The organism is Pseudoalteromonas sp. QJM3NY_22 (genome assembly GCF_056173065.1).
Map to the genome: position 1 here is coordinate 2248586 of NZ_CM149655.1, position 21518 is coordinate 2270103.

General features: G+C 41.6%; 17 protein-coding genes. 7 read left to right on the forward strand and 10 right to left on the reverse strand.

Going from position 1 to position 21518, the window contains the following annotated elements; all coding sequences use genetic code 11:
• Positions 1 to 2: 2 nt before the first annotated feature.
• From AC0VZ4_RS10175 to ltrA (AC0VZ4_RS10195), 5 genes are all read left to right on the forward strand, one after another.
• Positions 3 to 2885: a hypothetical protein gene (locus tag AC0VZ4_RS10175; protein ID WP_475439583.1), complete on the forward strand. Its 2883-nt coding sequence runs from the start codon at positions 3 to 5 to the stop codon at positions 2883 to 2885.
• Positions 2875 to 3531, forward strand: a complete 657-nt coding sequence (locus tag AC0VZ4_RS10180; protein WP_475439537.1) for a hypothetical protein — start codon at positions 2875 to 2877, stop codon at positions 3529 to 3531. Before AC0VZ4_RS10175 ends, AC0VZ4_RS10180 begins: the two co-directional genes overlap by 11 nt.
• 1324 nt (positions 3532 to 4855) lie before the next feature.
• Complete coding sequence (gene ltrA / locus AC0VZ4_RS10185; RefSeq protein WP_475439584.1) at positions 4856 to 6211, forward strand: group II intron reverse transcriptase/maturase; 1356 nt, start codon at positions 4856 to 4858, stop codon at positions 6209 to 6211.
• A gap of 143 nt (positions 6212 to 6354) precedes the next feature.
• Positions 6355 to 7317: a TIR domain-containing protein gene (locus AC0VZ4_RS10190; protein WP_475439585.1), complete on the forward strand. Its 963-nt coding sequence runs from the start codon at positions 6355 to 6357 to the stop codon at positions 7315 to 7317.
• 665 nt (positions 7318 to 7982) lie between these two features.
• Positions 7983 to 9338: a group II intron reverse transcriptase/maturase gene (gene ltrA, locus AC0VZ4_RS10195; RefSeq protein ID WP_475439586.1), complete on the forward strand. Its 1356-nt coding sequence runs from the start codon at positions 7983 to 7985 to the stop codon at positions 9336 to 9338.
• Between the two features lie 46 nt (positions 9339 to 9384).
• Here ltrA (AC0VZ4_RS10195) and AC0VZ4_RS10200 read toward each other — a convergent pair whose 3' ends face one another.
• Positions 9385 to 9720 (reverse strand): hypothetical protein, encoded by a 336-nt coding sequence (locus tag AC0VZ4_RS10200; RefSeq protein WP_475439587.1) that lies wholly within the window; start codon positions 9718 to 9720, stop codon positions 9385 to 9387.
• A gap of 108 nt (positions 9721 to 9828) precedes the next feature.
• On the reverse strand, positions 9829 to 10107 hold the full coding sequence (locus AC0VZ4_RS10205) for a hypothetical protein (protein WP_475439588.1): 279 nt from the start codon (positions 10105 to 10107) through the stop codon (positions 9829 to 9831).
• A gap of 352 nt (positions 10108 to 10459) precedes the next feature.
• Here AC0VZ4_RS10205 and AC0VZ4_RS10210 point away from each other — a divergent pair, with 352 nt between their 5' ends.
• On the forward strand, positions 10460 to 11728 hold the full coding sequence (locus AC0VZ4_RS10210) for an IS110 family RNA-guided transposase (protein WP_475439589.1): 1269 nt from the start codon (positions 10460 to 10462) through the stop codon (positions 11726 to 11728).
• Between the two features lie 338 nt (positions 11729 to 12066).
• Here the strand turns inward: AC0VZ4_RS10210 and AC0VZ4_RS10215 are convergent, their stop codons facing one another.
• The 3 genes from AC0VZ4_RS10215 to AC0VZ4_RS10225 all read right to left on the reverse strand — a co-directional run bounded on the left by AC0VZ4_RS10215 (position 12067) and on the right by AC0VZ4_RS10225 (position 15332).
• Positions 12067 to 13602, reverse strand: coding sequence for an Eco57I restriction-modification methylase domain-containing protein (locus AC0VZ4_RS10215; RefSeq protein ID WP_475439590.1), 1536 nt, complete (start codon positions 13600 to 13602; stop codon positions 12067 to 12069).
• A gap of 1 nt (position 13603) precedes the next feature.
• Positions 13604 to 14566: a XamI family restriction endonuclease gene (locus AC0VZ4_RS10220; RefSeq protein ID WP_475439591.1), complete on the reverse strand. Its 963-nt coding sequence runs from the start codon at positions 14564 to 14566 to the stop codon at positions 13604 to 13606.
• A 124-nt stretch (positions 14567 to 14690) separates the two neighbouring features.
• Positions 14691 to 15332: a Vat family streptogramin A O-acetyltransferase gene (locus AC0VZ4_RS10225; RefSeq protein ID WP_475441639.1), complete on the reverse strand. Its 642-nt coding sequence runs from the start codon at positions 15330 to 15332 to the stop codon at positions 14691 to 14693.
• 245 nt (positions 15333 to 15577) lie between these two features.
• Between AC0VZ4_RS10225 and AC0VZ4_RS10230 the strand changes: the two genes are divergently transcribed.
• Positions 15578 to 16546, forward strand: a complete 969-nt coding sequence (locus tag AC0VZ4_RS10230) for an integron integrase (RefSeq protein ID WP_475441640.1) — start codon at positions 15578 to 15580, stop codon at positions 16544 to 16546.
• Positions 16547 to 16621: 75 nt separating this feature from the next.
• Here the strand turns inward: AC0VZ4_RS10230 and AC0VZ4_RS10235 are convergent, their stop codons facing one another.
• Genes AC0VZ4_RS10235 through AC0VZ4_RS10255 form a run of 5 tightly spaced genes read right to left on the reverse strand, consistent with a single transcriptional unit; the run spans position 16622 to position 21422 of the window.
• The gene (locus tag AC0VZ4_RS10235) at positions 16622 to 17392 is read right to left on the reverse strand and encodes an SDR family oxidoreductase (protein WP_475439592.1); all 771 of its coding nucleotides are present in this window, start codon (positions 17390 to 17392) and stop codon (positions 16622 to 16624) included.
• 9 nt (positions 17393 to 17401) lie between these two features.
• Complete coding sequence (gene mmsB / locus AC0VZ4_RS10240; protein ID WP_475439593.1) at positions 17402 to 18301, reverse strand: 3-hydroxyisobutyrate dehydrogenase; 900 nt, start codon at positions 18299 to 18301, stop codon at positions 17402 to 17404.
• A gap of 10 nt (positions 18302 to 18311) precedes the next feature.
• Entirely contained in the window at positions 18312 to 19463 is a 1152-nt protein-coding gene (locus AC0VZ4_RS10245) for an enoyl-CoA hydratase/isomerase family protein (protein ID WP_475439594.1), read from the reverse strand.
• Positions 19463 to 20254 carry an enoyl-CoA hydratase gene (locus AC0VZ4_RS10250; protein ID WP_033031561.1) on the reverse strand — a complete coding sequence of 264 codons (792 nt, stop codon included), beginning with the start codon at positions 20252 to 20254 and terminating at the stop codon, positions 19463 to 19465. The genes AC0VZ4_RS10245 and AC0VZ4_RS10250 overlap by 1 nt, the downstream gene beginning before the upstream one ends.
• A gap of 10 nt (positions 20255 to 20264) precedes the next feature.
• Positions 20265 to 21422, reverse strand: a complete 1158-nt coding sequence (locus AC0VZ4_RS10255; RefSeq protein WP_475439595.1) for an acyl-CoA dehydrogenase family protein — start codon at positions 21420 to 21422, stop codon at positions 20265 to 20267.
• Positions 21423 to 21518: the final 96 nt, after the last annotated feature.

Genomic DNA, 21518 nt, shown 5'->3' on the forward strand with positions numbered 1-21518 from the left:
TTATGGCTGAGTATTCTGCCTCACAAATCACGATAGCCAACGGCTTTAAAGACGTGGTTATCGAAAGCGGCGAAAGCCCTGAAAACGTACGCCAAGGTGACTTTTTATTTGTTACAGGAAGTGATCCTGTCGCAATTAATCGCACCTACATTAACGCCAATAATAAGCACGTTATTGAGCTAACCAAAAACTGGGGCCAAGGCAACAAAAACAACCAACCGGCGATTGTGCTGCCGACTACAGTAGAATTTAAAGGCGTTGCTGATGCGCTGAAAAACGCTAATTTATTAGTAAACGATAACTTTCAGGCCATGTTTGACTATCAAACTAAACCAGGCGAAGTGGATTTTAAAGCAGCGGACGGCTCAACCGTAACGCTTAAGACGTTAAAACAGCAACAGTTAGACATTGAAGCGCTACACCCCTACCCGTGGGCTATGCGCAAGGTTGAGTTTGAGGCGCGTAGAGCGGCAAATAATGAAAAATTTGCTGCCAGTGGTTTTGTACATTTTGGTAGGATGTTAGATGCTGCCGGAATAATAGAAGTCATAAATAAAGGGTTGGGTTTATCGGGGGGGGCCGCGTCGTCATTAGCAGGACAACTTGCTCTTGGGTATTTAGGTAATTCCGCTGAAACTGGTAACAGTAAAACAAAGCAGGCCGTAGTAAATATCTGTGGGGTTGTTTCTAATATTATTGGTTTAAGTAGTCACCAAAGTGACTACGGCGTGCGTGTTAAATTCCCCCTCGCAGAAGATGGTACACGTACTTACGATAGTGCAACAGGTTTAAGTGTAACTCACGCTAGCCCAGCAATAGCATTTGCAAGCGAAACAACGACTAATAAAGTAGTAACTGAGCGTGTTGATATGTGGGGCTTTGAAGTATTCTTACGTGAAATAAATCATGCTGACCCGTTTGTATATGCCAACGGGGTAATTCAAAGTTTGGCAACTAATATTAATAATATTATGACGGTCAGTGATACCGTCCGCCCCAGCTCATATTTTGCTTGGTATGAAGGTGATGAATCTAGCACGGGCAAAGGCGTTAACTGGCAAACCGCCACAGAGACCCAGCGTATAGCTATCGCGAGCGACCCTAATAATAATATTTACTTTGACGATGCAACCGGTAAGTTTTATCAATGGTGCTTGCGAGGACGCAGTGTTGCAGGTCTCGGAAACGGTGATTGGGATGCCATAGATGCCGCCCCTGTGGGTAATTTAACACTCAGGTTTGATGGTGCCAGTACGAGTGGTCGTATCACTCCACAAGGGGTGAGGAATGCGCCGCCCGCTGCGGGCGTAGACACAGGGGTGAACTACTTTTCCAACACTCTTAGTGCCTATAACCTTAGTCCTTATACGGGGGTATTTTCTTCTCGACGTAATGATGACTCAGATGCTTCTCATACCTATTTTTTAGTGTGCGGAACGGTTAATCGCTTAAATCAGGGGGCTTATCACCCTAGTTTTAATCCCTCAGGAACGGCTTGGACACATGACACCACCTCACTAGAAAAGTCACAAAGACGTAAGTGGTTTGAATATACCACCAATGCACACCGCATACGTAGTAAGCAAGAGGCGTTTACGGAGGTATGCACCCTAGCGCTGGGTTCTGGCGGGCTATCCTCTGGAAATACGAGCCAACATAGACCGGATGGACGCCTCTACGACGCCATTTATGAGAGCGGTCAAGGTGGCATTTGTCGTGATATGCGCTATTCAGCTTGGGGACTAACTCAAGAAGACTTTGCAGAAGCGGACTTAAAAGTAAAAAGTAGTGAATATCGTGGACGTGAGCTTTTAAAAGTAACTAAACTATTCGACCTAGCAGGGTCTAGTACTTTATCCTCCTCTTTGGCGGGGGTTCGTGCTTACCCAGATAGAGTAGCGGAATTTGGGATTAATGTAACCGATGGTTACTTTATGTACAATGCAGCTAATGGAGAACTTTTTGATAATTTAACTCTGCCTGAATCCTTAGTCTCCCCCCGTTCTGCGCATCTATACTACCCCTCTAGCTGGGGAGAAAACCCAAATATTATCCTTGTTTATGTGTTAACTGATAGTACACCTATTGCTTGGGAATACCTATATACCGAAGTAATAGGTAATCCTGCTACAATACTGCAGTGTGATGATCTTAAAGAGGGTTGGGTTGGTAGTTGGAGTACTGCCATCCCAGAAAATGGCGTAACAAAAGCTTATCCATTAACAAGAGCGGCAATCGGAACATCACATACAAAGCACCAAACGGATGATTTTGGGGTTACTTGGTCGAGTTCTTCTATCGTAAGTGCAACTACAACCAATGATTACACATCAAGCTCCCTTAATTCATCTTCCGTTGCTATTATATCTTATAAGACGAAAGCCAAATTTACGCAAGATAGCACTAATAGTACTGTGCACGGAAGTGTGCTTGGTCTGGGGGATGTTTTTTCATCTAATTACTACGCAGAAAACACGGGAAAACCGCTCGCATTTTCCCTAATTGGAAAGATTCTAACAGGAGCACATCCAAAACCGAACATGGCTTCTTATTCGTTGTTGCAAAGAAATCTGCAAGCAGGACGGTTCCTCCCTGAAAGTACTAGCTGGTCAATAATAACCCACCTTCCAGTAAGTATAGAAAGATCCTTAGTTGGGGGTGAAGTTGCATTCAAAGCTCTTAATTACAATGTAGTTGAAAACCAACAAGGCTTCATCAACTACGCATATACAGAACTTAAGCACGAGGGAACAGATTGGGGTGACGATGGAATGATTCATATAGTAAGTAACCAATCAACAATGCTTGATGACAACGGACAAACAGTAAAAGTAGGCACGGCCCAAATTTTAGAGCCTCTAGGGTGGATTAAAAATGATAAGTGATTTTTTAAACTTTATCGTCGTAGACGAAAATAACGAACCAGTTTTAAATGAACAGGGTTTACCGCAGTTATTACGACGTCCTGTAACAAAAACTAGACAAGATATTGAGCGTTTAATTGCGCTCAACAAATCGGTCGTCGTAATTAATAAATTTGCCGAACTTGTTGTTTTGGCTAAACAATGGGATTGGGCACAAAGCTACTACGATTATTTAGTTAACCTTAATAGCGTAAAAGAGTACAACGCAAACTTACCCGATCCTATTGCAAATAAAGATGGAACAATTACAACTATAAATCCTAAACCATTACCAATCGAGCCGCAGTGCTTGGTAGTCAAAACAGTTGAAGAAGTCTTAGCACCTTATGCTATGACATTATTTCGATTAGATCGTAAGAGCCAAATTGCTAATGCTAAAGTAACTATATCAACAGGGAAAACGTTTGATGCAGATGAAATGAGTATTATAAGACTCGGTAATGCTGTTATTAAAGCCATTAAATTAAATAATGATGCAATAATAGAATGGTCAACTGATGATGTACCAACAGGGATAATGGTTGATTGTACTAAAGCTGAAATCATTGAGGCTCACGACAAAGCTACAGATATGTTTAAATATATGTGGAGAATACCAAAAAGCTAAACAAGTTTAAGCGGGCTTAAACCCGCTAAAAAACATTAAAATCCATACCCTTTCACACAAATAAATAAATTTAAATGTCAATTTAACATAATTTGCAAATTCTAGAATCTACCGTATTTTATTCCAGATTTTAACGGCGGCTTACACCTACTTTGTCCGGTCTATGTGTTGACTTAGTACCCGATATAACTGTCAGCTCCTTCGCCATGTACAGGGCTTTCCCCTGCCCAGACTACTATGGGCTGATCTGACTTCCAAAAGGTCATCGTTAGCTTTGCTTTTCGTTAAGCTTTCCTACCACCATCCTTGTGGAACACCTTTGGATCTCTCAAGTTCTCAAACCATCTCTTTATACATGCCACGGCTTTGAAACTCCGCTGACTCGCCACAACCTTACTAACACGGCTGTTTTGCATGGACTTCGGTGGCGTTGCAAACCTCGTCAGTCAGATCTAATATTTATCGGAGCGATATCAGCACTTCAGGATCACGATAACCCCTATGGCCTACATAATTCTCTGTGTACGCTTCGCCAATCTTGTTCGTGTGATGCTATCCTCATAACTGAAAAGCAATTGCTAATCCCACACTCCGCCAAAGGCGCAACACTCGATACAGGAGGTTAGTTAGACCTTGCCCGACAGGGACTTGCACCCTGCAAGATGGATCAAGCTTAGCTTGACGCACCAACGCCTCATTAAGAGGCAACAAAATAGCTGGTTATAATAAGCGAGGCACGAGCAAAAACCAGCTGTTTTTTGTCCTGCTTGAATGACTTGTGTACGCCCGACATGGGCATTGACTTATGAGGTGAAAGTCCTCTGTAGGAAGATCACCATTTAAATAACACACTGTTATTAAACGATAACTACTAGCGAATGGCAAGGGCTAAATCGCGAGAGATAGTCTAGAGGAAGCCGCTAGCAAATCTGTGAGCTGATGAACAAAAACATCATATGAGGCGTAGGCTGGAGACGAGCTAGCACAAGATAGCGAAGTCATGTGATCTAACGGCCACCGTAAATGATGCAGTTGTGCAGAGAAAGTCGATGCACCTTATTCGGGGAGATCTGATAAACACGCATCCGCGCTAATGCTTGAAGATTACCAGTTAGGGACTGGTTGTTCAACCCTTGGCGCTTTGGTTGCTGCGACCTACAGCGAGCGAAATAGCAGTAAACAAGCGTTAGTTTCGACGCGCTTTATCGAGTAATCGCTAGAGTGATTTATCAGAAGTCAGCAGACGGCATAGTAGCCCAACACTTATCGTAATGGATAAGACATGGTGAAGGCCTGAACATCTTAACCAGAGGAGATACTACAAATGAACTTGAATTCACATAGATCACCGTGTTGTGATAGTGATGAACAGCGTTCTATGGTGAATAATACCTCGAATGAATACAACCAAACAAATCATGACCTGATGGCAAGGGTACTGAGCAACCACAATATTAGCGCTTCATGGCAACATGTTAAGCGCAATAAAGGGGCTGCGGGTATTGATAATATGAGTATTGAGGAATTTAATGACTTCGCTAAGTTACATTGGCTGGGTATTAAACAACAATTACTTAGCGGCACTTATCAACCCTTGCCAGTCAAACGCGTGATAATACCTAAACCTGATGGCGGTGAGCGAATGCTTGGGATCCCCTCTGTTATCGACAGAGTGATCCAACAAGCCATTGCTCAAGTGATTAGCCCTTTCTTTGAGCCTCAATTTTCACCACATAGTTATGGTTATCGCCCTCATAAAAGAGCCAGTCAAGCAGTGGACCATGTTCAATCTTGTGTTAAACAAGGTTGCAAAACAGCGGTTGATATTGACTTGTCTAAGTTCTTTGATGAGGTAAACCATGACATGCTGATGAATCGTGTTGGTCGTAAAATCAAAGACAAAGCACTCATGCACCTACTCGGTAAATACCTACGAGCAGGGATCGCAGAGCGCGAAAAGGGTCTGTGGTTTGAGTCAACCAAAGGAGTCCCTCAAGGTGGGCCATTATCCCCTTTACTTTCCAATATTTTACTCGATGAATTAGATAAGAAGCTAACCTACAAACACCTTAAGTTTGCACGTTACGCTGATGACATAATCATTTTAGTAAAAACGAAAAGTGAAGGGCTAATAATCCAACGGGAAATTACTGCGTTTATCACTCAGCGATTAAAACTCAAAGTGAATGAATCGAAAAGTCGAGTCGGTCCCGTATCAGGCTCGAAATTTCTTGGGTTTACCTTCCGCTACGCTCAAGTGCAGATCCACGAACAGGCGCTAAAGAAATTTAAAGCAAATGTAAGAGAACTCACTAACCGCAACTGGGGGATCTCAATGACCCTACAAATTCATAAACTCACGCAGTATTTACGTGGCTGGGGACACTATTACCTAATAGCCAACGCTTATCAGTTAACGGTGGATTTAGATCATTGGATCCGCCGTAGGATAAGAATGTGCTACTGGCGGCAATGGCGTAAACCACGTACGAAAGTACGCAGTTTAATGAAATTGGGTGTTAGCGAGCGACTCGCCATAGCCTGTGGTATCACCAGTAAAGGCCCTTGTAGAAGCTCAAAAACAAAAGGAATTAACATTGCGCTAGGTAATGACTATTTAGCATCACAAGGTTTAGTGTCATTGAAAGATATTTGGATCAATATTCATTACGGGAGATGAACCGCCCATTGCGGACCCGCATGATGGGTGGTGTGGGGGCTGGAGGTTAGAGACCTCCGGCTACCCGATTATAAGCCCTTTGCAAGGTTAATATAAACGAAAGAAACAAGCTAGCCGTATGATTAAATTAATAAAGGTCTTAGATGTCTGATTTAACCACTAAAGAGCGCAGAAAACTAGAAACTTATTTTGAAATGGGTGGTGGTTACTTTTTAGATTTTTCTAATAATTCTTTGGCGCAATTTATTGCTGAATCAGTTGATATAGAACTTTATTCGGATAAGTATGAAATTGGTTCTGGCTCTAAAGGCAATAGAATGCGCGCTATTTGGGATTTGGAGTCTAATCAATTAGTTGGAAAATTAATTAGAGATATAATTGAAGACGATGATGATAAAAAATTGCTATACCCTCATAATAAGGACAGAAACCAAGAATTAAAAAGTCATTGCTTACAGATTGCTACAAGGTTAGAAAGCTCTAAAAGCTCGGTAATTCAACCCATAATTAACCAACCGCAGGTTGCAAGTACTTTTCCTCCAGTACAACAAAATGTTCCTGCCAATCGTCCATCGGCTGTAGGGGTTTTCCAGCCAGTACAGCAGCCTTTTTCTCAACCAGTAATTCAGCAGCCACCTGTTTACAGCAAACCAATACCTAATAAGAATAAGGTATTTATTGTTCATGGTCATGATGATTTGGCAAAAGAGCAATTGGCTCGATTTGTAACTCAAGTTGGACTTGAGCCTATAATATTGCATGAACAAGCCAGCTCAAGTAAAACAATAATTGAGAAAATAGAAAAATATGCAGATGAAGTATGTTTTGCCATAGTTTTATATACCCCGTGTGATCAAGGTTCTAAAATTGGACTAGCAGAACTTTCGCCGAGAGCTCGTCAAAATGTAGTATTTGAGCATGGATATTTCATAGGCAAATTAGGAAGAGAAAACGTCACCGCAATAGTTAAAGGGAATTTAGAAAAACCGAACGATATTAGTGGTGTCGTTTATGAAACTCTTGATGATGCAGGTGCGTGGAAGTTTAAATTAGCAAAAGAAATGAAAACTTCTGGTTGCGAAATAGATATGAACAGGATTATCTAAAAATATACGCCAAGCCTCTCAGGGCTTATAACGCCCCAATAAGAGGCTAAAAATTGTTTGCTAAAATGTGTAGCGAAGCGAAACCGAGCAAACTGTTTTTAGTCCTGCTTGATTGGCTTGTGTACGCCCGACATGGGCATTGACTTATGAGGTGAAAGTCCTCTGTAGGAAGATCACCGTTTAAATAACATGCTGTTATTAAACGATAACTACTAGCGAATGGCAAGGGCTAAATCGCGAGAGATAGTCTGGAGGAAGCCGCTAGCAAATCTGCGAGCTGATGAACAAAAACATCATATGAGGCGTAGGCTGGAGACGAGCTAGCACAAGATAGCGAAGTCATGTGATCTAACGGCCACCGTAAATGATGCAGTTGTGCAGAGAAAGTCGATGCACCTTATTCGGGGAGATCTGATAAACACGCATCCGCACTAACGCTTGAAGATTACCAGTTAGGGACTGGTTGTTCAACCCTTGGCGCTTTGGTTGCTGCGACCTACAGCGAGCGAAATAGCAGTAAACAAGCGTTAGTTTCGACGCGCTTTATCGAGTAATCGCTAGAGTGATTTATCAGAAGTCAGCAGACGGCATAGTAGCCCAACACTTATCGTAATGGATAAGACATGGTGAAGGCCTGAACATCTTAACCAGAGGAGATACTACAAATGAACTTGAATTCACATAGATCACCGTGTTGTGATAGTGATGAACAGCGTTCTATGGTGAATAATACCTCGAATGAATACAACCAAACAAATCATGACCTGATGGCAAGGGTACTGAGCAACCACAATATTAGCGCTTCATGGCAACATGTTAAGCGCAATAAAGGGGCTGCCGGTATTGATAATATGAGTATTGAGGAATTTAATCACTTCGCTAAGTTACATTGGCTGGGTATTAAACAACAATTACTTAACGGCACTTATCAACCCTTGCCAGTCAAACGCGTGATAATACCTAAACCTGATGGCGGTGAGCGAATGCTTGGGATCCCCTCTGTTATCGACAGAGTGATCCAACAAGCCATTGCTCAAGTGATTAGCCCTTTCTTTGAGCCTCAATTTTCACCACATAGTTATGGTTATCGCCCTCATAAAAGAGCCAGTCAAGCAGTGGACCATGTTCAATCTTGTGTTAAACAAGGTTGCAAAACAGCGGTTGATATTGACTTGTCTAAGTTCTTTGATGAGGTAAACCATGACATGCTGATGAATCGTGTTGGTCGTAAAATCAAAGACAAAGCACTCATGCACCTACTCGGTAAATACCTACGAGCAGGGATCGCAGAGCGCGAAAAGGGTCTGTGGTTTGAGTCAACCAAAGGAGTCCCTCAAGGTGGGCCATTATCCCCTTTACTTTCCAATATTTTACTCGATGAATTAGATAAGAAGCTAACCTACAAACACCTTAAGTTTGCACGTTACGCTGATGACATAATCATTTTAGTAAAAACGAAAAGTGAAGGGCTAATAATCCAACGGGAAATTACTGCGTTTATCACTCAGCGATTAAAACTCAAAGTGAATGAATCGAAAAGTCGAGTCGGTCCCGTATCAGGCTCGAAATTTCTTGGGTTTACCTTCCGCTACGCTCAAGTGCAGATCCACGAACAGGCGCTAAAGAAATTTAAAGCAAATGTAAGAGAACTCACTAACCGCAACTGGGGGATCTCAATGACCCTACAAATTCATAAACTCACGCAGTATTTACGTGGCTGGGGACACTATTACCTAATAGCCAACGCTTATCAGTTAACGGTGGATTTAGATCATTGGATCCGCCGTAGGATAAGAATGTGCTACTGGCGGCAATGGCGTAAACCACGTACGAAAGTACGCAGTTTAATAAAACTGGGTGTTAGCGAACGACTCGCGATAGCCTGTGGTATCACCAGTAAAGGGCCTTGTCGAAGCTCAAAAACAAAAGGAATTAACATTGCGCTAGGCAATGACTATTTAGCATCACAAGGTTTAGTGTCATTGAGAGATATTTGGATCGGTATTCATTACGGGAGATGAACCGCCCATTGCGGACCCGCATGATGGGTGGTGTGGGGGCTGGAGGTTAGAGACCTCCGGCTACCCGATTAGCCGTACTTTTATAACTAGCTTTAAGGTCATTTATTTCTTTTGAACAGTATTTGGAAGCTACTTTATATAATTCTCTGAATTCTTTTTGCTCGTTATCATTTGTGCCTAATTCAAGAGTAATATTTTCAATTACGCTAGTGATTAAAGATAATTCATCGTGTTCTGGATTTATAATTTTATCGCTGGAAATATTCCTTAAACACTCAGAAACGCCCAAAAATAAATCAATCTCTTTTTTCACAGCAATATCGTTATTAGATTGTGCAAAGAAAGAAATACTCAAAATGAGAAACAATATCCATATTTTCATGTGAACTCCTTGTACGGCTAACGCTTACATAAGCGGAAAATTATAGTTGGCTATTATGTTTGAGGAACGAAAAACAGCCAACTGTAATTTTTCCGTTTAATGTTCTTGTTAGGTTTTTATTGCTATGAACGCTGTCGCGGCAGCACCTACAGCAGTGGCTAAAGCCAAGACTACATTTAACCAGAATATTTTATTAGCCACTTTATCTGATGATTCAGAGTTAAGCTTAAGTTGATTTTCAAGCGATTTTAAAGATGCCTCTATATCTTCAGTGCAAAGTACAGTGAGCGCGGCTTTTTGTTGCTCATGGATTTGACTACCTACTTGAGCTGTTCCCGCTAACTCATCAAGCACCTGAATTTTATTCTTTCCTTCGATATAGCTCACAAAACCTCCTTGAAAACCTAACGCCTCACTAAGAGGCAAATGACAGTTGGTTAAAATAAGCGACGCAGGAGCAAAAACCAACTGTTATTTGTCCTTTTGAGTGCCTTATAGTTACTCCGTTCCATTAATTAATGTATTTACCTATCTCATTAATACATGGAATATGCTTCTGTTGATCACGAATATTTGAGCGGAAACAATCAATGTTTGTAACAAGACTTTCGGATCAACAGAAGTTATTTGTTTCAATACGCATACTCAGGGATTGTCGTAATGCCGACTATCTATAAGACCTGCGAGAAACACTATTAGCCTCTATCTATTCTTTCACTTTACCTCTAGGAGGCCCAAAATGGAAGCCTTTAACGTCTCAGATTTTGCTGCCCTTATCGGGATCGATTGGGCCGACCGTAAACACGATATTTGTGAAATAAATCGCGACACAAATACACAACATTTAAGTGTGATTTCCTCTGAGCCTAAGTCAATTAATGCATGGGCGCTTGGGTTAAAACAACGCTACAACGGCAGATCTGTTGCTGTCGCGTGTGAGCTAAAAAAAGGCCCACTTATATATGCACTCAGTAAATTTAAGCACATTGTATTATTTGTGATTAACCCATCAAGTGTTGCTAAATACCGTGCTGCATTTACGCACAGCGGGGCGAAAGATGATCCTACTGATGCAATTATTCAAGTTGAAATCTTACAACTTCATATGGATAAATTAACGGTTATTAGGCCGGATTCAGAGGACGTTAGGTGTCTTGCGCAGCTTGTCGAATACAGACGTAAACTAGTACAAGATCGTGTTAATTTAACCAATAAAATAGCCACAACGCTAAAAAATTATTATCCCCACGTGATTGATTGGTTTAAAGAAAAAGACACTCAAATATTCTGTGACTTCTTACTGCGCTGGCCCTCTCTTGCTCACGCTAAAAAAGCGAGGAAACAAACACTACTCGACTTCTTTAATCAACATAATTCCCGCTACCCACTCGTTAATGAAAAGCGGATAAAAGAAATAAAAGATGCTGAAATTCTCACCGAAGATATGGCGGTGATCACGCCAAACTTATTACTTATTGAATGCCTCGTTCCGCAACTTAAACAGCTAATGTTGGCAATAACACGATTTGATGACGAAATTAAAACACTTTATAAGCAACATACAGATCGCGCTATTTTTGATAGTTTACCTGGGGCGGGGCCACAATTAGCACCTCGATTATTAGCCGCTATGGGGTCAAATCGTGACCGCTATAAGTGCGCCGCTGACATACAAAAATACGCAGGCATTGCTCCAGTAACCGAACGCAGTGGCAAAAAGGAATGGATACACTGGCGATACTCATGCACTAAATTTTTAAGGCAAACATTTGTGGAATGGGCTGGATTATCTGTGCGTTATTCATTTTGGGCTAAAGCCTATTATCGGCAGCAAGAAGCCAAAGGAAAACCTCATAATACCATCATCAGATCATTGGCATTTAAGTGGATACGAATCCTATTTAGGTGCTGGAAAACACATACGCCCTACGATGAATCAACTTACTTAACCGCATTGAAAAGTAAGGGATCACCGCTGTTAAAATTTGCGGTGGAAAGTGAGCTTTAGCGCTTGCTGTCCACCTCAGGGCGTGTTGTTAGAAAGCAGTAACACTAATCATCATTTGAAAACTCATTTCCACTCGATGATACGTCTGATTTTTTACTAAAATATGCGACGCCAAAAACCAACAATACACAGCCTGTCAGGTACTCATTTTTTATTACGATAAAATATAAGCCAGCCACTATTAAAGCAACACCAATTATTACATCAATATGTTTGAATATACTCATAATTCGATTTGCTTTATAACGCCTTGCTCACCGGCGGAGTAAGTTGGCGCGCGTTTTTGCGTCTTTTTGCAAAACCCGCGACAGCTTAGGGAGTCCGCGTGCAGCAACTTGTTAGGGCACGGTGGCATGTAACAATTCACTGATTTCTAGGGCAGAAACATTTGCTAATTCTTTGGGTTCCATTTTATGCATTCCACCGCCATACACACGACCTTCATCCAGCATGGCTTTACTTGTGATTTTATTCAAAGCTCCGAGCAGATTTTCAGTCAAGTCCGGATGCAGTTCAATTTCTTTTTCAAGATGAGGCTTTGGGTAAAGTATCAAATATGAATTAGCCACAATCGCTTTTGACCGGTTCAGAATAAAACGGAAAGGTTTTTTCCCTTCCTTATCTGAACGTCCGATGTACGTACAATAAAAGCGGCTTTCTGCACGGTTTTCTTGTGAATACCAAATCTTACGGTGCTTACACAAATACCGTTCAGATACACCTGATTGAACACCGTATTCAAGGTAATTGTAGAGTTCAGGATAGTTACGTTTTATTTCATCAAGTGGAAGTTTGCAATCCAGAACGAATAATTTATTTTCAATTTCAGGATAACCATTTTTATCAGATTTAACTTCAGTCACATTGAGGTAGCGCGGACTCGGCAAGATAGGCCGAAAGTGTTCAAGTGGCAGCCCCAGATTTTCAATTTGCTCGCGTGTAAGTACAAAAAACTTATTATCACCGGTTGCAATACCTCGCTTCACTGAAAAGAAATCACTCAATTTTAATTCATTATTTTCTTCGCGTTCTTCAGAAAGCGGAAAGCGTGTCCACTTCTTTTCTTTTGCTAATACAGGAAGTGAAACATCTTTTTCATGTGTTGGTTTGTCAATTGTACCGCCATAAGTGAATTTTACTTTATGAGTTTTACCCGGTTTTTTGTTTTTAAACCAAACAACAGCAGATGAGACAAGGGCATCATCAAACTGAACATCACTTGGGTCAAAACGATGAATTTGAAGAAGAGTTACTTCATTCAACAAGTAGTCTTTAACAGCTTGGCCATAATTAACATCCATAAATTCACTGGGTATTAACCACCCTGCAACACCGCTTTTTTTCATCCATGGATGTGCAAGTGCCATGAAGTAGCAGTATAGACCAGCCAAACCAGACAAATTCATGTTGGCAGCTTCAAGGGCCTTAATTTGAAGCCGTTCTTTTTGACCTGTTATATGATGGTGCCGAACATAAGGCGGGTTACAAACGATTAAATTATATCTATTGTCTTCACTCGGAATTTCTTGTTCGGTGAAGTCTGCAATCTGATAATTAAGGTCGGTTTCTCTCCATAATTTTAAAGCTGGTTTTCCATAATGCTCATCAATTTCAAATCCAGTCGCAGCTTCAATACGGGATTCAGGGAATGCGTTATTCAATGCGCTGTAAAACGAACCAGTGCCAAAAGCCGGATCAAGAAATCTAACTTTACCGCGCTTGGGGAAAATTTTCTTTGCATGGGTTAGAACATCACTAGCTAGCATATTAGGCGTTGAGAATTGCCCCATGATGTTACGTTCTTCTTGCGTCTTTTGCCCGTCAAGCTTTTCCTGCAAAATCTGACGCTGACTTTCAAATTCATCAACTATCATTCTAAAACCCAAACTGCGCTAAATCGTCAATACGGTGTTCCCAAACCCAGTCAATACCTTCAGCCGCTTCATAGCCAAGATAACCAGAATCAAAATAACCGCATAAGAATAGATCAAAAGTGATTTTGTCGCCGTATGTATGGCGAAGCTGTTGAATCTTGATGGCTTCTTCTTTTCGACGTTTGTTCGTATTGGTAAAATCGCCTGCAGATTTTGCTTCAAATAATGCAGGGAAATCACCTTCGGCTGCATTCTTACGCATGATTACAGCGTCAACTGGAATGTTAACCTGCTTACCTTCATCGCCTTGATTCACTGGCACATTGAACCTAAATGAAAAAGTACCGTTTGGCATGGAAAGCCAGTCTTCAGCTTCACCCGATTCAAGTTGACGATACCCTCTGGCTTCAAGCCATACTTTCATTGCCTCAAGTTGCCGTTGTTCTTGAGCGTTGCGAATGATTGGATCTGCGACAGCGCCGCATAATCGGTCAGCCACGATGGTTGATGCACGGCGAACTTCTTCCTTAGTACCCATATCGCCACGATCTTTCCAGACAAATATATCGGGATCTGCCATTTTCTCGATAATCACACCGATCATTTTAAGTTCTGTAATTAATTTTGGCTGCTTCATTTTTGGAGGAACGCGAGCGTCTTTCTCCATGCTCTTCACTAAATTTGGGGTCACGCCAGCAAGCCCTATCAGGCGATCACGCGCAATGGGTGGGCAAGTTGTCATTCTGAGCATTGGTAAAACTGACGGATGATTTATAAGCGTTTCTGGAAGGATGTTGGTTAAGTTTTCAGTCCAAGTAAGGGCTTCCTCCACTTGTTTTGTAGTCTCAATGCGAGTATCCCTAAATGCTTTTGGAGCGAATGTCATAAACCATTCGTTATAAAAATCAACTGATTTAGCAACGTCTGCCTTCCATAAATCTACTTTATTTCTATTTACTGCCACTTATATATCCTAATTTTTTATCATGAATTAGATGAATTCTCTCATGATTTTACTTTCAGAACTCGATGAATTTATTTGAGTGCCCTAACGTCGCATTCAGCGGCTTGTCCGCTGCAATGCTTTGTTAAAAGTCACTTACTTTCCGAAGCGCAACAAGATCACAACCAACTATTGCTTCGAGATGTTCAGTAATTTTTTCTGCACTCCAATCCCACCAAGCCATCTCTAAGAGTTCGTTAATTGTACTACCATCAAATCGATATTTAATGACTTTGGCAGGATTGCCACCAACAACGCTGTACGCCGGGACATCATCTGTCACGACAGATTTACTCGCTATTATTGCTCCATTGCCAACTTTGACTCCCGGCATAATTGTAGCTTCATAGCCGATCCAAACATCATTACCAATTTCTGTATCGCCTTTGTAGGGTAGATCACCCTCTTTGGGCATGACCTTCTCCCAACCATTACCAAATATTTGAAATGGGTATGTAGAAAATCCAGATATTTTATGATTAGCGCCATTCATGATGAATTTTACGTCTTTTGCAATGGCGCAAAACCTTCCTATTAAGAGCTTATCTCCAATAAATGGGAAATGATAAAGCACATTGCTCTCAAATCGTACTGGGCCTTCAGGATCATCGTAGTAGGTATAGTCACCAACGATGATATTTTCAGAAGAAATGTAGTTCTTCAAATATCCCACTTGGGGAAACCCCTTCATAGGTTCTTTGTCTTCAGGGCTCGGACCTTTCAAAATGCCTCCAATGTGTCTGTGACTTTTAACAGCTTTATCAGAGGACACTTTCCTCTTTTTATGAGCAATGTATGTCCCCTTAATTGTTTTTCATATTAATAACAAATCCTGTAACACATTGCCAGCTTTAAACTTTAAGTCAGGCTGTTCTTTTATTAAAATGCAGAAAAGAGGAAAACGTCCTCATTTCTTGACTTAGGAGGAAAAACGCCAATACTGTATATAAATACAGTTAATTGAGATTTAAAATGAAAACTAAGTCCCCTTTCCTTAATAGTATTATCAACTATATGTATAGCCATCATTATGCTAAAAAATCTATTGAAACTTATGTCTTTTGGATTACTGCCTATATCCATTTTCATAATAAGCGGCACCCTACCAGTATGGGCAATAATGAAGTAGAAATATTTTTAAATCACTTAACAGTTACTAAAAAAGTGGCAGCGAGAACACAAGCAACCGCTTTAAATGCACTTGCTTTTTTATATAAACATATTATCAAGAATGAGCTTTCATTAGATTTAAATTTCATCAAAAGTAACCGTCAACAGAAACTTCCTGTCGTACTTACACAAAATGAGGTATCGCTATTTTTTAGAAATATAAATAAGCGACATTATTTGATAGCAAGCCTGCTATATGGAAGTGGTTTACGGCTGATGGAAGCAGTAAAAATAAGAGTTCATGATATTGACTTCGACTATAAAAACATACGCATTTGGAACGGCAAGGGTAATAAAAATCGTATTGTGACACTTGCTGAAGAATTAATACCAATGCTAAGAAATCAAATAATTCAGGTTGATGAATATTTACAGTTAGATTTAAAAAATGATGCGTACGCCGGTGTATGGATGCCTCATCGACTTAGTAAAAAATACCCAAGCGCTAATAAGTCATTACAATGGCAGTTTCTGTTCCCATCACATAAATTAAGTACAGACCCTGAAACAGGAGAAATAAGACGTCATCACTTAGATCATTCAGGGGTAAGAAAGGCAGTTAAACTGTCTTCAACAAAAGCCGAAATTAACAAACACGTTACCCCACATACTTTGCGCCACTCATTCGCTACGCATTTGCTGCAAAGCGGCGCTGATATACGCACAGTACAAACACAACTTGGGCACAGTGACGTGCGTACTACACAAATATATACCCATGTACTACAACAAGGTGCCAACGGTGTCATTAGCCCTTTTTCAAGATTATAAATCTCCCCGATTTAAAACAAAAAAGCACAGTCCACAAGCGCCATGCTTTTTAAATCAACCTTAATCCCGCCTGTTTTACAAACGAATACCGCCGTCTATTTCAACCACGCGACCGGTAAAAAAATCGTTTTCGATTATGTATTGTGCAGTATGGGCAATTTCGTCGCTTTCGCCTAAGCGCCCTACGGGTGTTACTGCAAGCATACGCTGTTTCGCTTCGGGCTTCATGGCGTCGGTCATGGCGGTGCTTATAACACCTGGTGCAATAGCGCCTACACGTATACCAAATCGACCAAGTTCTTTAGCCCATGTGGTGGTAAGTGCCACCACGCCTGCTTTTGATGCCGCGTAATTTGTTTGGCCTATGTTACCTGCGCGCGCTACGCTCGACATATTAACTATAACGCCGCCTTTGCCTGATTCAATCATGTGGCTTGCCGCTTCCCGCCCTGCTAAAAACACACCTGTCAGGTTTACATCAATCACTGATTGAAATTGATCAAGAGACATTTTTTTAACGACTTTACCGTCTTTTGCCTTTATAAACATGCCGTCGCGTAAAATACCGGCGTTGTTTATAAGCACACCAATGTTGCCAAAATCGCTGTTAATAGTATTAAATACGTTTTCTACTTCGCTCTCATTTGTTACGTTTGCGGCATAACCTTTGATATTGCTGGTTATACCTTCAAGCTGTGTCAATTGCTCGCATGCGTTGTTTAATAAGTCTTGTGCCATATCTATTAAAGCAATGTTAGCACCCATAAGTGCAAATTTTTGCGCCATTGCAAAGCCTAAACCTTGTGCGCCTCCGGTTATTACTACCGTGTTATTTTTAATTTCCACGCGTTGCTCCTACTTAGAAAACAGTTTAAAAATGGCACTAAAGTCATCACTACCCGCACCTTGGTGCTGTAGCATAGTGTATAAATTTTTAGCCATTGAACCCATAGGGGTTGATGAATTACTTTGCTGCGCGGCTTCCATGGCAAGGCCTAAATCTTTAGCCATTAAATCAACCATAAAGCCTGGTTTGTAATCGTTACTCGCAGGGGCTGTATCCATTACACCTGGGCAAGGGTTGTAAAGTTCAAGCGTCCAGTTACGGCCCGAACTTGCGGTCATAATGTCGCTAAGTATTTTAGGATCGAGGCCGTTGTTAATACCCATTTGCAGTGCTTCGCTGGTGCCTGCCATTAAAATGCTAAGTAGCATGTTATTACATATTTTTGCTACTTGCCCTGCACCAATATTGCCTGCATGAAATATGTTTTTACCCATATCACTCAGCACTGTATTTGCTTTATCAAACGCGGGTTTTTCGCCGCCTACAATAAAAGTAAGTGTGCCTGCGGTTGCGCCTGCAACGCCGCCCGATACCGGTGCATCTACAAAGCTTATGCCTTGTTTGCCAAGTGCACTGCCTACAGTGCGTGCTGATTCTGCATCTATTGTTGAGCAATCAATTACTAATGTATTATTGTTTAGCACGTTAATTAAGCCGCTGTCGTCGTTATTTCCTAAATACAGCGATTTAACATGCTTGCCTGCAGGTAACATACTAATAAGTACGTCAGCATTGGTTGCGCACTGCTTTGCATCAACTGCTGCTTTTGCGCCTTTGCTTGCAAGTTCATTTACGACCGACTGGTTTAAATCGAACACACTCACAGTATGTCCAGCTTTAATTAAGTTAGCCGCCATTGGGCCGCCCATATTACCTAAGCCGATAAAACCGATATTGAGTTTAGTCATCGTCTTTCCTTTATTTGTGTATTGGCGTGTCTAAGCCATTGAGTGGGTGGTTTTCGCCAAAGCGTTTAACAAAAAAGCTGTCTATTATTGTTTGTGGTACATCACTAAGTGTTTTGTATTGCCAATTAGGTGCGCCGTCTTTATCTATTAGTAGCGCCCTTACACCTTCTTGAAACTCACCTACTTCGCCAGCACGAACCGACATACCCAGCTCCATTTTAAAACACGCTAATAAGCTTTTGCCTTTGCTTGTTTTTAATTGCTCACTAACGAGTGCGCAGCTTAGTGGGCATCCGTGTTTAAGTGACTTTTGAGCGCGCTGTAGCCATTTATCGTCAGTGGTTAGCCCTAAAATATAATCAACTTGCTCCTGCAAGGTTGTAAATTCACCCAGCTTTTGAATCGTTTTTAAATTAGCTTTTATATTGCCTTTTGGCATACGCGCCGATTGGTTGTCTAAATCGGTTAATAACTTAGTTAAACGCTCATGATTTAAGCTTGCGGTTTTGCCCCATTTAGCTGCTAAAATTTGTGCAAGCATGGCATCATATTTAGTGCTGTCGATAAAGTGATCGGCAAGCGATACAAAACGCGCGTCGTCACAGTTAATTGATGCCGACGTTAGCCCTAAAAATAGCCCCACACTTTGTGGCATTTTATGTAAAAAGTAACTGCCGCCTACATCAGGGTATAAACCTATGGTTTGCTCTGGCATGGCAATGCGAGATGTTTCGGTTACGACGCGATGGCTAGCACCGGCCATTAGCCCTAAACCGCCGCCCATTACTATGCCGTTACCCCAAACGAGGATTGGTTTATCAAAGGTATGAATAAGATAATCAAGCTTGTACTCTAGCGTAAAAAACTCTTCAACTAAGCTTGTTGGTTTACCTTGCGCCATTGCATGATGAAGGCTTACAACATCGCCACCTGCGCAAAATGCTTTATCGTCTGCGCCCTTTAACAAGACCATTGCAATAGCATCATCATCTTGCCAAGCTCGCAATTGCGGCTCAAGTAATTTGATCATTTCAAAATTAAGTGCATTTAATGCTTTTGGCGCGTTGAGTGTAATGAGCCCTATTAAACTGCCATTTTCTGCGGCTGCGGTTTCAAATACCACGGGCTCATCGGCGCTATTTAATAATGTTAAAGCACTCATTAGCCGTTTACCCAGTTAGCGCGGCGTTTTTCTAAAAAGGCATTTACACCTTCTTGTTGATCTTGTGTATCAAATAAACCAACAAATAACTCGCGTTCAAGAGGTAATACACTTGCCATTGGTTGATGGCGCCCTTTTTGAATCAATGTTTTACATGCTGCAACTGAGGTGGGGCTTTGATCGGCCACTTGGTTGGCAAGTTTTAGTGCTGCCGCAAAGCTTTCACCTTGTGGTACTACTTCTTCTACTAAGCCAATTTGCAAGGCTTTATCAGCTTTTAAGCGCTCGCCGCATAAAATCATGCGTTTTGCCCAGCCTTCGCCAACTAGCCATGCTAAATTTTGTGTACCACCCGCACAGGGTAATAAGCCAACTTTAGCTTCAGGGAGCGCCATTTGTGCTTGCTCTTCCGCTATACGTATATCGCACGCAAGGGCAACTTCTAGCCCGCCGCCCATTGCATAGCCATTAATGGCTGCAACCGACACACCTCTAAAATTAGTAAGCGCTTCAAATGCTTCACCAAATACACGCGACATATCGGCGGCTACGCCTTTATCGCCACCAGCAAATACGTTTAGGTCGGCACCCGCGCTAAAAAACTTCTCGCCTTCACCAGTCAGTACTAATGCATAAATATTTTTATTATTATTAAGCTCATTAACGGTATTTTTTAAATCAACTAGGGTGTCTTTTGTCCAGGTATTTGCTGGCGGATTAGACATCGTTAAAATAGCAACATGACCTTCGGTTGTAAGTTCAATACTCGGATTAGATTTAGATTCTGACATACATTGCTCCTTATAAAACGTCGCTTGCAGACTCAGCCAAAATACGGCGCGCTATAATCACACGCATAATTTCGTTAGTGCCTTCTAAAATTTGATGAACGCGTACATCACGTACATGGCGCTCAAGCGGGTATTCTTTTATGTAACCGTAACCACCATGAATTTGCAGTGCGTCGTTACACACAGTAAAGCCAACATCGGTAGCAAAACGTTTAGCCATCGCGCAGTAAGTGGTTTTTTCAACGTCGTTATTATCAAGTTTAAATGCAGCAAGCCTTACCATTTGGCGCGCAGCTACAAGCTCGGTGTTCATATCGGCAATTTTAAATTGCAATGCTTGAAACGCAGCCAATGGTTTACCAAATTGTGTACGTTCTTTTAAATATTCACGGGCGGTATTAAGTGCTGCCTGCGCTGTACCAATTGAACATGTGGCAATGTTAATTCGACCGCCATCTAGGCCTTGCATCGCAAATTTAAAGCCTTCGCCCTCTGCGCCTAACAAGTTATACGCAGGGATGCGTACATCTTCAAAGCTAATTAGGCGTGTAGGTTGTGCGTTCCAACCCATTTTTTCTTCAGCTTTGCCGTATTGCACGCCTTTTGCGTCGGCAGGCACTACAAATGCCGAAATACCCGCAGCGCCTTCGCCGCCTGTACGTGCCATTACCACTAATACTTCGGTTTCGCCAGCGCCCGATATAAACATTTTTGAGCCGTTAATAACGTACTCATCACTCTCAAGCACGGCTTTGGTTTTAAGTGATGCGGCGTCTGAGCCCGAGCCTGGCTCTGTTAAACAGTAAGAGGCAAGTAACTCGCCCATGACTAATTGCTCTACGTATTTGTCTTTAACGGCATCGGTACCAAAACTTGCTACCATCCAGGTAGCCATATTATGAATGGTTAACATAGCCGTTGTTGCGGTACAGCCCATAGCAAGTTGTTCAAAAATAATGCTCGAATCTAAACGAGATAAACCAAGGCCGCCTGCTTCCTCTGGCGTGTATAAACCACAAAAACCAAGCTCGCCCGCAGCTTTAATCGTGTCTTTAGGAAAAATATGTTCGCGATCCCACTTTGCTGCATGGGGCGCAAGTTCTGACTCGGCAAATTGGCGTGCTGTTTGAGCAAAGGCTTGTTGATCTTCTGATAAGTTAAAGTCCATGGTAGACCTCTTTAATTGTGTTAGTTGTGTTGTTAGTGTTTCCCGTCACAGGGATAGTTTGTGACGAGCAGCGAAGGCTTATGTGTGTGTTGTGTG

Bases quoted from the DNA above. Each gene is read 5' to 3' on its own strand.
- AC0VZ4_RS10175 (WP_475439583.1), top strand. From the start codon at position 3: ATGGCTGAGTATTCTGCCTCACAAATCACGATAGCCAACGGCTTTAAA.
- AC0VZ4_RS10180 (WP_475439537.1), top strand. From the start codon at position 2,875: ATGATAAGTGATTTTTTAAACTTTATCGTCGTAGACGAAAATAACGAA.
- ltrA (WP_475439584.1), top strand. From the start codon at position 4,856: ATGAACTTGAATTCACATAGATCACCGTGTTGTGATAGTGATGAACAG.
- AC0VZ4_RS10190 (WP_475439585.1), top strand. From the start codon at position 6,355: ATGTCTGATTTAACCACTAAAGAGCGCAGAAAACTAGAAACTTATTTT.
- ltrA (WP_475439586.1), top strand. From the start codon at position 7,983: ATGAACTTGAATTCACATAGATCACCGTGTTGTGATAGTGATGAACAG.
- AC0VZ4_RS10200 (WP_475439587.1), bottom strand. From the start codon at position 9,720: ATGAAAATATGGATATTGTTTCTCATTTTGAGTATTTCTTTCTTTGCA.
- AC0VZ4_RS10210 (WP_475439589.1), top strand. From the start codon at position 10,460: ATGGAAGCCTTTAACGTCTCAGATTTTGCTGCCCTTATCGGGATCGAT.
- AC0VZ4_RS10215 (WP_475439590.1), bottom strand. From the start codon at position 13,602: ATGATAGTTGATGAATTTGAAAGTCAGCGTCAGATTTTGCAGGAAAAG.
- AC0VZ4_RS10230 (WP_475441640.1), top strand. From the start codon at position 15,578: ATGAAAACTAAGTCCCCTTTCCTTAATAGTATTATCAACTATATGTAT.
- mmsB (WP_475439593.1), bottom strand. From the start codon at position 18,301: ATGACTAAACTCAATATCGGTTTTATCGGCTTAGGTAATATGGGCGGC.
- AC0VZ4_RS10245 (WP_475439594.1), bottom strand. From the start codon at position 19,463: ATGAGTGCTTTAACATTATTAAATAGCGCCGATGAGCCCGTGGTATTT.
- AC0VZ4_RS10250 (WP_033031561.1), bottom strand. From the start codon at position 20,254: ATGTCAGAATCTAAATCTAATCCGAGTATTGAACTTACAACCGAAGGT.
- AC0VZ4_RS10255 (WP_475439595.1), bottom strand. From the start codon at position 21,422: ATGGACTTTAACTTATCAGAAGATCAACAAGCCTTTGCTCAAACAGCA.